Origin of the sequence: Stutzerimonas stutzeri (assembly GCF_018138085.1) — a bacterium.
Lineage (GTDB): Bacteria > Pseudomonadota > Gammaproteobacteria > Pseudomonadales > Pseudomonadaceae > Stutzerimonas > Stutzerimonas stutzeri_AI.
Genome location: NZ_CP073105.1, coordinates 1,324,928 through 1,337,684 on the forward strand (window position 1 = coordinate 1,324,928; position 12,757 = coordinate 1,337,684).

Below are 12,757 nucleotides of genomic sequence, written 5' to 3' on the forward strand. Positions count from 1 at the left end.
CTGATAGGAGATACCTGATGAAGTTGCCGATATACCTGGATTATTCAGCTACCACACCGGTCGATCCTCGCGTTGCCGAGAAAATGATCGAATGCCTCACTGCCGAAGGTAACTTCGGTAATCCAGCATCTCGTTCCCACGCCTTTGGCTGGCGCGCCGAGGAGGCGGTCGAGAACGCTCGTCGCCAGGTCGCTGAGCTGGTCAACGCCGACCCGCGTGAAATCGTCTGGACCTCCGGGGCGACCGAGTCGGACAACCTGGCGATCAAAGGTGCCGCCCACTTCTACGCCTCCAAAGGCAAGCACATCGTCACCAGCAAGATCGAGCACAAGGCTGTTCTGGATACGGCCCGCCAGCTGGAGCGTGAAGGCTTTGAAGTGACCTACATCGAGCCGGGCGAAGATGGCCTGATCACGCCGGCGATGGTCGAAGCCGCGCTGCGCGACGACACGGTGCTGGTGTCGATCATGCACGTGAACAACGAGATAGGCACGATCAATGACATCGCCGCCATTGGCGAGCTGACCCGTGCGCGCGGTGTGCTGTTTCATGTCGATGCTGCTCAATCGACCGGCAAGGTCGAGATCGACCTGGAGAAGATGAAGGTCGATCTGATGTCCTTCTCGGCCCATAAGACGTACGGCCCGAAAGGTGTCGGTGCGCTGTACGTGCGCCGCAAGCCGCGCGTGCGTCTTGAAGCGCAGATGCATGGCGGTGGCCACGAGCGCGGTATGCGCTCGGGAACGCTTGCACCGCACCAGTCGGTGGGCATGGGTGAGGCGTTCCGCATCGCCAAGGAAGAAATGGCTGCGGAGAACGAGCGAATCGCCAAGCTGCGCGACCGTTTCTTCAAGCAGGTCGAGCACCTGGAAGAGCTTTATGTGAACGGCAGCATGACCTCGCGGGTGCCGCACAACCTGAACCTGAGCTTCAACTACGTCGAGGGCGAGTCGCTGATCATGGCGCTCAAGGACCTGGCGGTTTCCTCTGGTTCAGCTTGCACGTCCGCTTCGCTGGAGCCGTCCTATGTGTTGCGTGCACTCGGTCGAAACGATGAGTTGGCGCACAGCTCGATCCGTTTCAATTTCGGTCGATTCACCACAGAAGAAGAAGTCGACTACGCCGCGCAGAAGGTCAGCGAGGCGGTTACCAAGCTGCGTGAGCTTTCGCCCTTGTGGGACATGTTCAAGGATGGCGTCGACATTTCGCAGGTCGAGTGGGCTGCCCACTGATCCGTCGAGTCTCACATACCTGATTCAATGAGGATTGCACCATGGCATACAGTGACAAGGTCATTGACCATTACGAAAATCCCCGCAACGTCGGCAAGTTCGACGCTGAGGATCCCTCCATCGGTACCGGTATGGTCGGTGCTCCGGCGTGCGGCGACGTGATGCGCTTGCAGATCAAGGTCAACGAGCAGGGCATCATCGAAGATGCCAAGTTCAAGACCTACGGCTGCGGTTCGGCCATCGCTTCGAGCTCTCTGGCCACTGAGTGGATGAAAGGCAAGACGCTGGAAGAAGCGGAAACCATCAAGAACACCCAGTTGGCTGAAGAGCTGGCATTGCCGCCGGTGAAGATTCACTGTTCGGTGCTGGCCGAAGACGCGATCAAAGCGGCCGTTCGCGATTACCGTGAGAAGAAAGGGTTGCCTCAGGCCTAAGGGGGTATCGATGGCTATCAGCATGACGACCGCCGCTGCCAATCACGTGCGCCGTTCGCTGGAAGGGCGCGGCAAGGGGCTTGGCGTTCGGTTGGGTGTACGCACCACCGGCTGCTCCGGGCTGGCGTATGTCCTCGAATTCGTCGATGAGGCAGCTGCGGAAGACTCGGTCTTCGACAGCCACGGCGTGAAGGTCATCATTGATCCCAAAAGCCTGGTGTACCTCGACGGGACGGAGCTCGACTTCGTCCGTGAAGGGTTGAACGAAGGTTTCAAGTTCAATAACCCCAACGTACGTGGCGAATGCGGCTGCGGCGAGAGCTTCAATATCTGAGGACGCTGTGGGAACTCTTTGTCACTTTGCGCTGTTCGAGTTGCAGCCCGCTTTCGATCTCGATCAGGACATGCTTTCGGCTCGTTATCGCGAGCTCGCCCGCAAGGTCCACCCCGATCGGTTCGCCGACGCGGGCGAGACGGAGCAGCGACACGCCATCGAGCGCTCGGCGAACCTGAATGAGGCCTATCAGACCCTGAAGATGCCTTCGCGGCGGGCCCGTTATCTGCTTACGCTGCAGGGACGGGAAATGCCGCTGGAGGCAACCGTTCAGGATCCGGCCTTCCTCATGCAGCAGATGCAGTGGCGCGAGGAGCTCGAAGAGTTGCAGGACGATGCGGATATCACCGGCATCGCTTCGTTCAAGACTCGCCTCAAGTCGGCCCAGCAGGCGCTCAACGACTCGTTCGCGCGCATCTGGCAGGACGACTCGCAGCGCGAAGAGGCGGAGCGGCTGGTGCGGCGTATGCAATTTCTCGACAAATTGTCGCAGGAAGTGCGCCAACTGGAAGAGCGCCTCGACGACTAACCCTGCGCAGCGCAAAGCGTTGCGCCCGATATCAGACAGACATGGCCTTACTTCAGATAGCTGAACCCGGACAAAGCCCGCAACCTCACCAGCGTCGTTTGGCAGTTGGCATCGATCTGGGGACCACCAATTCACTTGTGGCAGCCCTGCGTAGTGGCGTCACCGCGCCGCTGGCCGATGCTGATGGCGAAGTGATACTGCCTTCCGCGGTGCGTTATCACGCTGATCGCGTCGAAGTGGGGCATGGCGCCAAGCGTGCCGCCGCCACTGATCCGTTGAATACCATCCTGTCGGTGAAGCGTCTGATGGGGCGCGGTATCGGTGATGTGAAGCAGCTGGGTGGTCAACTGCCCTATCGTTTCAGCGAAGGCCAATCACAGATGCCGTTCATCGAGACGGTCCAGGGGGCCAAGAGTCCGGTGGAAGTCTCGGCTGAAATATTGCGCACGCTGCGCGAGCGCGCCGAAGCCGTGCTTGGCGGTGAGCTGGTGGGGGCCGTCATCACGGTGCCGGCTTACTTCGACGAGGCTCAGCGGCAGGCGACCAAGGATGCCGCCCGACTGGCCAATCTGAATGTGCTGCGCCTGCTCAACGAACCTACCGCCGCGGCTGTCGCCTATGGTCTGGATCGCGAGGCGGAGGGCGTCGTGGCGATCTATGACCTGGGTGGTGGCACCTTCGATATTTCGATCTTGCGTCTGACCCAGGGCGTGTTCGAGGTGCTGGCTACCGGCGGAGACACGGCGCTGGGCGGCGATGATTTCGATCATGCCATCGCTGGCTGGATCCTGGCGCAGGCGGGCGCCTCGCAGGACCTCGATCCTGGCGCGCAGCGCGAAGTGTTGAAGATCGCGTGTGATGCGAAGGAAAAGCTCAGCGATGCGGACGCCGTCGAGGTGCGCTATGCCGATTGGCAGGGCGCACTGACTCGCGAGATATTCAATGAACTCATCGATCCGTTGATCGCCTTGAGCCTCAAGTCATGCCGGCGCGCCCTGCGCGATTCGTCGGTCGAGCTGGACGAGGTCCATGCCGTCGTCATGGTCGGTGGCTCCACTCGGGTGCCTCGAGTGCGCGAGCGGGTCGGCGAGATGTTCGGTCGCGAGCCGCTGACCGATATCGATCCCGATCAGGTGGTCGCCATTGGCGCGGCGATTCAGGCCGAGACACTGGCTGGCAACAACCGCGATGGCGAGGAGCTTTTGCTGCTCGATGTGATTCCGCTGTCGCTGGGTCTGGAAACCATGGGTGGGCTGATGGAGAAGATCATCCCCCGCAACACCACGATTCCCGTTGCCCGCGCGCAGGACTTCACCACCTACAAAGACGGCCAGTCGGCCATGATGATCCACGTGCTGCAGGGTGAGCGCGAGCTCATCGCCGACTGCCGCTCGTTGGCGCGTTTCGAGTTGCGCGGTATTCCGCCGATGGTCGCCGGCGCCGCGAAGATCCGTGTGACCTTCCAGGTCGATGCCGATGGATTGCTGAGCGTATCGGCGCGCGAGCTGGCGTCCGGCGTCGAGTCGAGCATCCAGGTCAAGCCGTCCTACGGTCTGACCGACGGTGAGATTGCGCGCATGCTGGAAGACTCTTTTCACAAGGCCAGCGAAGACAAGGCCGCCCGCGCCCTGCGCGAGCAGCTGGTCGATGCGCAACGGCTGCTCGAAGCGGTCGAGGGCGCCCTGGCGGTCGATGGCGAGCGCCTGCTCAGCGATGAGGAGCGCGCAGCCATCGAGTCGCAAATGCAGGGTCTGCGAGAACTGCTCGACAGCGAAGATGGCGTCGCCATCGAGCGGCAAATCAAACGCTTGAGCCAGATTACCGATGCCTTTGCCGCGCGCAGGCTGGACTCCACCGTCAAGGCTGCACTGGCCGGGCGGCGGCTTAACGATATCGAGGAATGACCTAGATGCCGCAAATTGTATTCCTGCCCCACGCTGATTATTGCCCGGAGGGAGCGGTGGTGGAAGCGCAGCCCGGTGAGACGGTACTTGACGCCGCGCTGCGGAACGGCATCGACATCGAGCATGCCTGTGAAAAATCCTGTGCCTGCACTACGTGTCATGTCGTGATCCGCGAGGGCTTCGCTTCGCTGGAGGCGTCGGACGAGTTGGAAGATGACATGCTGGACAAGGCGTGGGGGCTCGAGCCCACCTCTCGGCTGTCTTGTCAGGCCGCCGTCGCGGATGTCGACCTGGTCGTCGAGATCCCTAAGTACACCATTAACCAAGTTTCCGAAGGCCATTGAGGGCGAGGTGTAGCATGGCGCTGAAGTGGGCTGACGTATTGGATATCGCGATAGAACTGGCTGAGCGCAAGCCGGACGTGGATCCGCGTTATGTGAATTTTGTCGAACTGCATCGCTGGGTCGTCGAGTTGCCGGATTTTGCAGACGACCCGCAACGTGGCGGTGAAAAAGTCCTCGAAGCGATCCAGGCGGCCTGGATAGAGGAACGCTAGGGCTCGGTTTCGATATGCGACATGCGCATGCTGCCGGTCCTGCCCGGGTGATGCTGCGCTAAGCGGCGCATACCCACTCTTATAATTTCAATCGGGACCCGCGTATAATTCGCGGGTTTACTCGTTCGCTTTAACCCCATCCTTTTCGGAGTTTTAAATGGCCCTGCAACGCACTTTCTCCATCATCAAGCCTGACGCCGTCGCCAAGAACGTTATCGGCGAAATCACTTCCCGTTTCGAAAAAGCAGGCCTGCGCGTCGTTGCTTCCAAGATGGTTCAGCTGTCCGAGCGTGAAGCCGGCGGTTTCTATGCCGAGCACAGCGAACGCGGCTTCTTCAAGGACCTGGTTGCCTTCATGGTGTCCGGTCCGGTCATCGTCCAAGTGCTCGAAGGTGAAGACGCCATCGCCAAGAACCGTGAGCTGATGGGCGCAACCAACCCCAAGGAAGCGGCTCCGGGCACGATTCGCGCCGATTTCGCGGTCTCCATCGACGAGAACGCTGTTCACGGTTCGGACTCCGAAGCTTCCGCGGCTCGCGAAATCGCTTACTTCTTCTCCGCCACCGAAGTGTGTGCCCGCATTCGCTAATCAGGCGAAGGTGAATCCAGATGACCGCTATGACCGGTAAAGTAAATCTGCTGGGGCTGACCCAGCCTCAGTTGGAAAGCTTCTTCGATTCGATTGGGGAGAAGCGTTTTCGCGCCGGCCAGGTGATGAAATGGATTCACCATTTTGGCGTCGATGACTTCGACGCCATGAGCAATATTGGCAAGGCCTTGCGCGAGAAGCTCAAGGCCTGCGCCGAAATTCGCGGCCCCGAAGTCGTCAGCGAGGACATTTCCACTGACGGCACCCGTAAATGGGTCGTGCGTGTGGCTTCGGGTAGCTGTGTAGAGACCGTCTATATTCCGCAAGGTGGGCGAGGGACGCTTTGTGTTTCTTCCCAGGCTGGCTGTGCGCTGGATTGCAGCTTTTGCTCGACCGGCAAGCAGGGTTTCAACAGCAACCTTACCGCCGCCGAGGTGATCGGCCAGGTGTGGATCGCCAATAAGTCCTTCGGCACCATCCCGGCCAAGGTCGATCGCGCCATCACCAACGTCGTCATGATGGGCATGGGCGAGCCGCTGCTGAACTTCGACAACGTCGTCGCCGCCATGCAGATCATGATGGACGACCTCGGTTACGGTATCTCCAAGCGCAAAGTGACGCTTTCGACATCCGGTGTGGTGCCGATGATCGACGAGCTGTCCAAGGTGATCGACGTCTCTCTGGCGCTTTCGCTGCATGCGCCTAACGATGCGCTGCGCGACCAGTTGGTACCGATCAACAAGAAGTATCCGTTGGATGTGCTGTTGGCGGCCTGCCAACGCTACATTTCCAACCTGGGCGAGAAGCGAGTTCTCACCATCGAATACACGCTCTTGCAGGGCGTCAACGACCAGCCAGAGCATGCCGAAGAGATGGTCGCATTGCTGGCGAAGATTCCCTGCAAGATCAATCTGATTCCGTTCAACCCCTTCCCGCATTCCGGATATGAGCGGCCGAGCAACAATGCGATCCGTCGTTTTCAGGACATCCTGCATAAAGCCGGGCACAATGTGACGGTGCGGACCACCCGTGGCGAAGACATCGACGCCGCGTGCGGCCAGTTGGTTGGGCAGGTGCTGGATCGAACACGCCGAAGCGAGCGCTACATCGCGGTGCGGCAGCTGCAATCCGAGCCAGTGCCGGCACCCGTCGCTACGAATCGTTCCTGAGGGGGATGTTGTTGATGATCCTGCGCGTTGCGCTGCTGTTCTTGCTCGCCGGCTTCATGGCTGGCTGTGTATCTTCGGGATCGGGCAATCCGATGCGTACTTCCGAAGGCCGCGACGAGGCGCGAGACGCCTACATCCAGCTGGGTATCGGCTATTTGCAGCAAGGTGAGTCGTCGCGAGCAAAGACGCCGCTGCGCAAGGCGCTGGAAATCGATCCCAACAGCGCCGACGCGCATGCGGCCCTGGCCCTGGTGTTCCAGAACGAAATGGAGAACCAGCTGGCCGACGAGCATTACCGCAAGGCGTTGTCGAGCCGCAACGACGCGCGCATCCTCAACAACTACGGTAGTTTCTTGTTCGAGCAGCAACGCTACGAAGAGGCCATGGAGCGCTTCTCCAAGGCCGCCGAAGACAACCTTTACTCCGGTCGTTCACATGTCTTCCAGAACATGGGCATGACCGCCCTGAAGCTCGGCCAGCGTGAACAGGCCGAGACCTACTTTACCCGTGCCCTGCGTCTCGACAGCCGGCAGCCACGCGCGCTTCTCGAGCTGGCGATATTGGCGTACGAAGACAAGGAGTACGTTCCGGCGAAGCGTTATTACGATGGGTTCAGCAGCCTGTCCGAGCAAACTGCACGCAGCCTGCTGCTGGGCATTCGTCTGGCGAAAATCCATCAGGACCGGGACCAGGCGGCGAGCCTGGGATTGCAGCTCAAGCGCCTCTACCCAGGCACGCCTGAATATCAACAGTTTCTTTCGGAGCAACGATGATAGCGCCCCATTCCGAGACCGCTGCCCCGACGCCCCTGGGCAATCCAGGCGAGACCCTTCGTGCCGCCCGCGAGAGCAAGAACTGGTCGCTTTCATCGGTGGCCAAGCAGCTCAACCTGTCGGAGCGCTCACTCAGTCAGATCGAGGCAGGCGACTTCAGCCAGATGCCAGGGCATACCTTTGCCCGGGGCTATGTCCGGGCCTATGCCAAGTTGCTGGGGTTGGATCAGAATCGGCTGGTGCAGCAATTCGATCAACATACCGGTACCGATGCGACCGGCAGCAGCGTCAACAGCCTGGGGCATATCGATGAACCCGTGCGCCTTTCGCGCAGCATGGTGCGTTTTTTCACCTTGTTGCTGACGCTGGTGATCGCGGTGGGCGCTTACCTCTGGTGGCAGGATCGTACCGCGCGCAATGCGGCAGGACCTTCGGTTACGGCTCTCGAGCGGATCGAAGTCGAGGCGGCTGACGGCACGACCGAGATCCATCTGTTGGATCGTGCGGACGAGGCGGACGAGGCGGATGAACCTGCCGCAGACGAGTCGGTCGGCTCGCCTGCAGAGCCGGTGGATCAAGCCCCGCAGCCCACCGATGACATGAACCTGCCGCAGGCGCAGCAGCCTGCAGCCAGTGCACCGGAGCAACCGGCCGAGGCGGCACCCGCTCCCGTGGCCGAGCCCGAACCTGCCGTGACGGAGACCGCCGCCGCTCCCGCCGAGCCAGAACCTGTCGCTCCGGGCGAAGGACGACTAATGCTGGACTACACCGCTGACTGCTGGACACGTATCACCGACGCTGACGGCAAGGTGCTCTATAGCGGCCTGGCCAAGGCTGGTAGCAGCCGCACGCTGGTTGGCAAGACCCCTATGGACGTGCATCTGGGCTTTGCCTCCGGAGTGCAGGTCAGCTTCAACGGCGAAGCCGTCAGTCTTTCTGGCAAAAAGCGCGGCGAAACTGCGCGTCTCAAGCTCGGACAGTAATCATGCATAGCGAGTCCCCTATCAAGCGCCGGCCCACTCGAAAGATCTGGGTCGGCAATGTTCCGGTCGGTGGCGATGCGCCTATCGCGGTGCAGAGCATGACCAACACCGAAACCTGCGATGTCGAGGCGACCGTCGCCCAGATCGAGCGCCTGCAGCATGCCGGCGCCGACATCGTGCGTGTCTCGGTACCGTCGATGGAAGCCGCCGAAGCCTTCGGTAAGATCAAGCAGCGGGTCGGCCTGCCGTTGGTGGCCGATATCCACTTCGATTACCAGATCGCGCTGCGGGTCGCTGAACTCGGGGTCGATTGCCTGCGCATCAACCCCGGCAACATCGGCCGCGAGGACCGTGTACGAGCGGTCGTCGAAGCGGCACGCGATCGCGGTATCCCGATCCGCATTGGCGTCAATGCCGGCTCGCTGGAGAAGGATCTGCAGAAGAAATACGGCGAACCGACGCCCGAGGCGCTGGTGGAGTCCGCGTTGCGGCATGTCGAGCATCTCGATCGGCTGAATTTCCCTGACTTCAAGGTCAGCGTGAAAGCCTCGGACGTGTTCATGGCGGTCGCGGCCTATCGTTTGCTGGCGGACAAGATCGAACAACCACTGCATCTGGGCATCACCGAAGCGGGCGGCTTGCGCTCGGGCACGGTGAAGTCGGCGGTCGGGCTGGGTATGCTGCTTGCCGAGGGCATCGGCGACACCATCCGTATTTCGCTGGCGGCCGATCCGGTCGAGGAAATCAAGGTCGGTTTCGACATCCTCAAGTCGTTGCGTCTGCGCTCGCGCGGCATCAATTTCATCGCCTGTCCCAGCTGCTCGCGGCAGAACTTCGACGTGGTCAAGACCATGAACGAACTGGAAGGGCGTCTCGACGACCTGCTGGTTCCGATGGACGTTGCCGTGATCGGTTGCGTCGTCAATGGCCCGGGAGAGGCCAAGGAAGCGCATATCGGGCTGACTGGCGGTACGCCTAACAACCTCATCTATATCGATGGCAAACCCGCGCAGAAGCTGAATAACGAAAACCTGGTCGACGAGCTGGAGCAGCTGATCCGCCGCAAGGCCAGCGAAAAGGCTGAAGCCGACGCCGCGCTGATCCTGCGTAGCTGATTAAGGAACCGATTTGAGCAAGTCCCTGCAAGCCATCCGTGGCATGAACGACATCCTGCCGGCCCAGACGCCGGTCTGGCGCTACCTGGAAACCACCCTCGCGCAGTTGCTCGACAGTTACGGGTATAGCGAAATCCGCTTGCCCATCCTCGAATTTACCGATCTGTTCGCACGCGGCATCGGCGAGGGCACCGATGTGGTCGACAAGGAGATGTATACCTTCCTCGACCGTAACGAAGAATCCCTGACGTTGCGTCCCGAAGGCACCGCCGGTTGCGTGCGCGCCGTGCTCGAGCATGGCATGACCGGTGGCGGTCAGGTGCAGAAGCTCTGGTACGCGGGGCCGATGTTTCGCTACGAGAAGCCGCAAAAAGGGCGGTACCGTCAGTTCCATCAGATTGGCGTGGAGGTCTTCAATCAGCCGGGCCCGGATGTCGATGCCGAGCTGATCGTGTTGACCGCGCGGCTTTGGAAGCGCCTTGGGATGGCCAGCGCGGTCACGCTGCAGCTCAATAGCCTGGGTTCCAGTGAGGCTCGCGCGACCTACCGAGACGCGTTGGTCGGTTATCTGCGCCAGCACTTCGAACAGCTCGACGAAGACAGCCAGCGCCGACTGACCACCAACCCGCTGCGCATTCTGGATAGCAAGAATGCCCAGACCCAGGCGTTGCTGGTCGATGCGCCGACGCTGCATGACTACCTTGATGACGAGTCGCGGGCTCACTTCGAAGGCCTCAAGGCGCGTCTCGAGGCGGCCGGGATCAACTATCAGATCAACCCGAAGCTGGTGCGCGGCCTGGATTATTACGGTCGTACCGTCTTCGAATGGGTCACCGACAAGTTGGGCGCGCAGGGGACCGTCTGTGCAGGTGGTCGCTATGACGGCCTGGTCAGCCAGTTCGGTGGCAAGCCCACGCCGGGTGTCGGTTTCGCCATGGGGATCGAGCGTCTGGTGCTGCTGCTGGAAACCTTGGAACTGGTTCCGGAGGAGCTGAATCAACCGGCGCATGCGTTCATTTGCGCCTTCGGCGAGGCTGCCGAACTCGCGGCCCTGGGCCTTGCCGAGCGGCTGCGCGATGCCTTGCCGGGCCTTCGCCTACTGGTCAATGCCGGTGGCGGTAGTTTCAAGAGCCAGTTCAAGAAGGCCGACAAGAGCGGTGCGCGTTATGCACTGATTCTGGGTGACGACGAACTGGCAGGGCGCGTGGTAGGTTGCAAGCCGCTGCGTGACGACAGCGAACAACAAAGCATTGCCTGGGATGCTCTACCCGAGCGTCTGGCTGCCTGTCTGGCTTGAGCGGACTGGCCTGAATTCAGCGATTGTAAGGAGTGACAGTGTGACCTCGGGTACCGAAGAAGAACAGCTGGCGCAAATCAAGGAGTGGTGGCAGCGCAACGGCAAGCCCTTGCTGTTAGGGGGCGCACTTGCGCTGGTGGTGGTGTTTGGCTGGCAGTTCTGGCAGAAGCATCAGCTCAACCAGGCCCAGGCGGCCTCGGCGCTGTATCAGCAATTGCTTAACGTCGCGCTGGCCGAGAGCGGGGCTGATACGGCCGAAGTCTCACGACTGGGCAATCTGTTGCAGAAGGAGTTTTCCGGTTCGCACTACGCTCAGTACGGCAGTCTCTTCTTGGCCAAGGTAGCGGTGGAGACAGGTCGCCTCGACGAGGCTGCAACGAACCTGCGCAGTGTGCTGGACAGCCCTGCCGACAAGACGCTCGAAGAGCTCGCCCGCCAGCGTCTGGCTCGTGTACTGGCTGCGCAGGACAAGGCCGAAGAGGCGCTGGCGCTGCTGAAGGGCGATGCCGTGAAGGCGTTTGCTGCCAGCCGCGAAGAACTCAGAGGCGACCTGCTCGTCCAGCTGAATCGCCCGGATGAAGCTCAGGCGGCCTATTCCAAGGCGAAAGATTTGCTGTCGCAGGATGCCGCAATCGGCGGCCTGCAGTTGAAACTGGACGACCTGGCTCGTGGAGAGGCGTGAACTGATGCGTTGGAAAACTGCAGCACTGCTGACCCTGGCCGTCCTGGCTGCTGGTTGTAGCAGCAATGGCAAGAAAGAACCTGAGCCGGCCGAGCTGGTCAAGTTCGACGCCGAGATTCAGCTGAAAGAAGAGTGGAGCCGCTCGATCGGCGACGGACAAGGCGAGACCTATAACCTCCTGACCCCTGTCGTATACGGCAACGAGATTTTCGCCGCCGACGTCGACGGGCTAGTGGTGGCCATGGATCGCACGACCGGCAAGGTCAACTGGAAGCAGGATCTGGACGTGCCGATCTCGGGCGCGGTTGGCGCCGGCTACGGCCTGGTTCTGGTCGGCACCTTGCGCGGTGAAGTGCTGGCGCTGGATGTCTCGACCGGCGAAGAACGCTGGCGCAGCCAGGTCAGCAGCGAAGTGCTCGCCGCGCCTGCCGTCAATGGCGATGTGGTTGTGGTTCAGACCCAGGACGATAGGGTCATCGCGCTCGAAATCGACACCGGTGCCCAGCGCTGGAGCTACGAAAGCTCGCCTGCGGTGCTGACGTTGCGTGGAACCGGTGCGCCGCTGCTGACCAATCAGCTGGCGGTAGCCGGCCTGTCCAGCGGCAAGGTGGTGGCCCTCGATACCCGCCGCGGCCTGCCGGTTTGGGAGCAGCGCGTCGCCGTTCCCCAGGGCCGTTCGGAGCTCGAGCGTGTCGTTGATATCGACGGCGGGCTGCTGCTCTCCGGTGGCACGCTTTACGTTGCGTCCTTCCAGGGCCGCGCTGCCGCACTTGATCTGGAGAGCGGGCGGATTCTCTGGCAGCGAGATGCGTCGACGGCGACCGGTGTTGCGCTGGGCTATGGCAGCGTATATGTCAGCCAGGCGGATGGCACCGTGCTGGGCATCGACGAGCGTTCGACTACTGTGCTCTGGAGTAACGACTCGCTGTTGCGCCGACAGTTGTCGGCGCCAGCGGTGTTCTCTAGTTACGTGGTGGTGGGCGATAAGGAAGGCTATCTGCACTTCCTCAGCCAGGTCGACGGCCGTTTCGTCGCTCGTACCCGAATCGACAGTGACGGTGTCCGTGCGCGGCCGGTCGTCGAAGGGGACTGGCTGTATGCCTATGGTAATGGCGGCAAGCTGGTCGCCTTGACCATTCGCCAGGCGGACTGACAGCTCC

Annotated in this window: 15 protein-coding genes; all 15 read left to right on the forward strand. The window is 61.2% G+C overall.

Annotated elements, in window-relative coordinates; all coding sequences use genetic code 11:
• Nucleotides 1-17 precede the first annotated feature (17 nt).
• The 15 genes from KCX70_RS06280 to bamB all read left to right on the forward strand — a co-directional run bounded on the left by KCX70_RS06280 (nt 18) and on the right by bamB (nt 12,750).
• On the forward strand, nt 18-1,232 hold the full coding sequence (locus KCX70_RS06280) for an IscS subfamily cysteine desulfurase (protein ID WP_212619608.1): 1,215 nt from the start codon (nt 18-20) through the stop codon (nt 1,230-1,232).
• 41 nt (nt 1,233-1,273) lie between these two features.
• Nucleotides 1,274-1,666 carry a Fe-S cluster assembly scaffold IscU gene (iscU, locus tag KCX70_RS06285; protein WP_021209491.1) on the forward strand — a complete coding sequence of 131 codons (393 nt, stop codon included), beginning with the start codon at nt 1,274-1,276 and terminating at the stop codon, nt 1,664-1,666.
• Nucleotides 1,667-1,676: 10 nt separating this feature from the next.
• Nucleotides 1,677-2,000 (forward strand): iron-sulfur cluster assembly protein IscA, encoded by a 324-nt coding sequence (gene iscA, locus KCX70_RS06290; RefSeq protein ID WP_021209490.1) that lies wholly within the window; start codon nt 1,677-1,679, stop codon nt 1,998-2,000.
• Nucleotides 2,001-2,007: 7 nt separating this feature from the next.
• Complete coding sequence (gene hscB / locus KCX70_RS06295) at nt 2,008-2,529, forward strand: co-chaperone HscB (protein ID WP_212619609.1); 522 nt, start codon at nt 2,008-2,010, stop codon at nt 2,527-2,529.
• Nucleotides 2,530-2,570: 41 nt separating this feature from the next.
• Complete coding sequence (hscA, locus tag KCX70_RS06300; RefSeq protein WP_102851313.1) at nt 2,571-4,433, forward strand: Fe-S protein assembly chaperone HscA; 1,863 nt, start codon at nt 2,571-2,573, stop codon at nt 4,431-4,433.
• Between the two features lie 5 nt (nt 4,434-4,438).
• Complete coding sequence (fdx, locus tag KCX70_RS06305; RefSeq protein ID WP_212619610.1) at nt 4,439-4,777, forward strand: ISC system 2Fe-2S type ferredoxin; 339 nt, start codon at nt 4,439-4,441, stop codon at nt 4,775-4,777.
• A 14-nt stretch (nt 4,778-4,791) separates the two neighbouring features.
• The gene (gene iscX / locus KCX70_RS06310; RefSeq protein ID WP_021209486.1) at nt 4,792-4,989 is read left to right on the forward strand and encodes a Fe-S cluster assembly protein IscX; all 198 of its coding nucleotides are present in this window, start codon (nt 4,792-4,794) and stop codon (nt 4,987-4,989) included.
• A 157-nt stretch (nt 4,990-5,146) separates the two neighbouring features.
• Nucleotides 5,147-5,578 (forward strand): nucleoside-diphosphate kinase, encoded by a 432-nt coding sequence (gene ndk, locus KCX70_RS06315; protein ID WP_021209485.1) that lies wholly within the window; start codon nt 5,147-5,149, stop codon nt 5,576-5,578.
• Between the two features lie 20 nt (nt 5,579-5,598).
• Complete coding sequence (gene rlmN, locus KCX70_RS06320) at nt 5,599-6,747, forward strand: 23S rRNA (adenine(2503)-C(2))-methyltransferase RlmN (RefSeq protein ID WP_021209484.1); 1,149 nt, start codon at nt 5,599-5,601, stop codon at nt 6,745-6,747.
• A 14-nt stretch (nt 6,748-6,761) separates the two neighbouring features.
• Nucleotides 6,762-7,520 (forward strand): type IV pilus biogenesis/stability protein PilW, encoded by a 759-nt coding sequence (pilW, locus tag KCX70_RS06325; RefSeq protein ID WP_031311190.1) that lies wholly within the window; start codon nt 6,762-6,764, stop codon nt 7,518-7,520.
• Nucleotides 7,517-8,503 carry a RodZ domain-containing protein gene (locus KCX70_RS06330; RefSeq protein ID WP_212619611.1) on the forward strand — a complete coding sequence of 329 codons (987 nt, stop codon included), beginning with the start codon at nt 7,517-7,519 and terminating at the stop codon, nt 8,501-8,503. Before pilW ends, KCX70_RS06330 begins: the two co-directional genes overlap by 4 nt.
• A gap of 2 nt (nt 8,504-8,505) precedes the next feature.
• On the forward strand, nt 8,506-9,618 hold the full coding sequence (ispG, locus tag KCX70_RS06335; protein WP_021209481.1) for a flavodoxin-dependent (E)-4-hydroxy-3-methylbut-2-enyl-diphosphate synthase: 1,113 nt from the start codon (nt 8,506-8,508) through the stop codon (nt 9,616-9,618).
• 13 nt (nt 9,619-9,631) lie between these two features.
• Nucleotides 9,632-10,915 carry a histidine--tRNA ligase gene (gene hisS, locus KCX70_RS06340; RefSeq protein ID WP_212619612.1) on the forward strand — a complete coding sequence of 428 codons (1,284 nt, stop codon included), beginning with the start codon at nt 9,632-9,634 and terminating at the stop codon, nt 10,913-10,915.
• 40 nt (nt 10,916-10,955) lie between these two features.
• A complete protein-coding gene (locus KCX70_RS06345; RefSeq protein WP_021209479.1) occupies nt 10,956-11,597 on the forward strand; it encodes a YfgM family protein in 642 nt (213 codons plus the stop codon).
• 4 nt (nt 11,598-11,601) lie between these two features.
• A complete protein-coding gene (gene bamB / locus KCX70_RS06350; protein ID WP_212619613.1) occupies nt 11,602-12,750 on the forward strand; it encodes an outer membrane protein assembly factor BamB in 1,149 nt (382 codons plus the stop codon).
• Nucleotides 12,751-12,757: the final 7 nt, after the last annotated feature.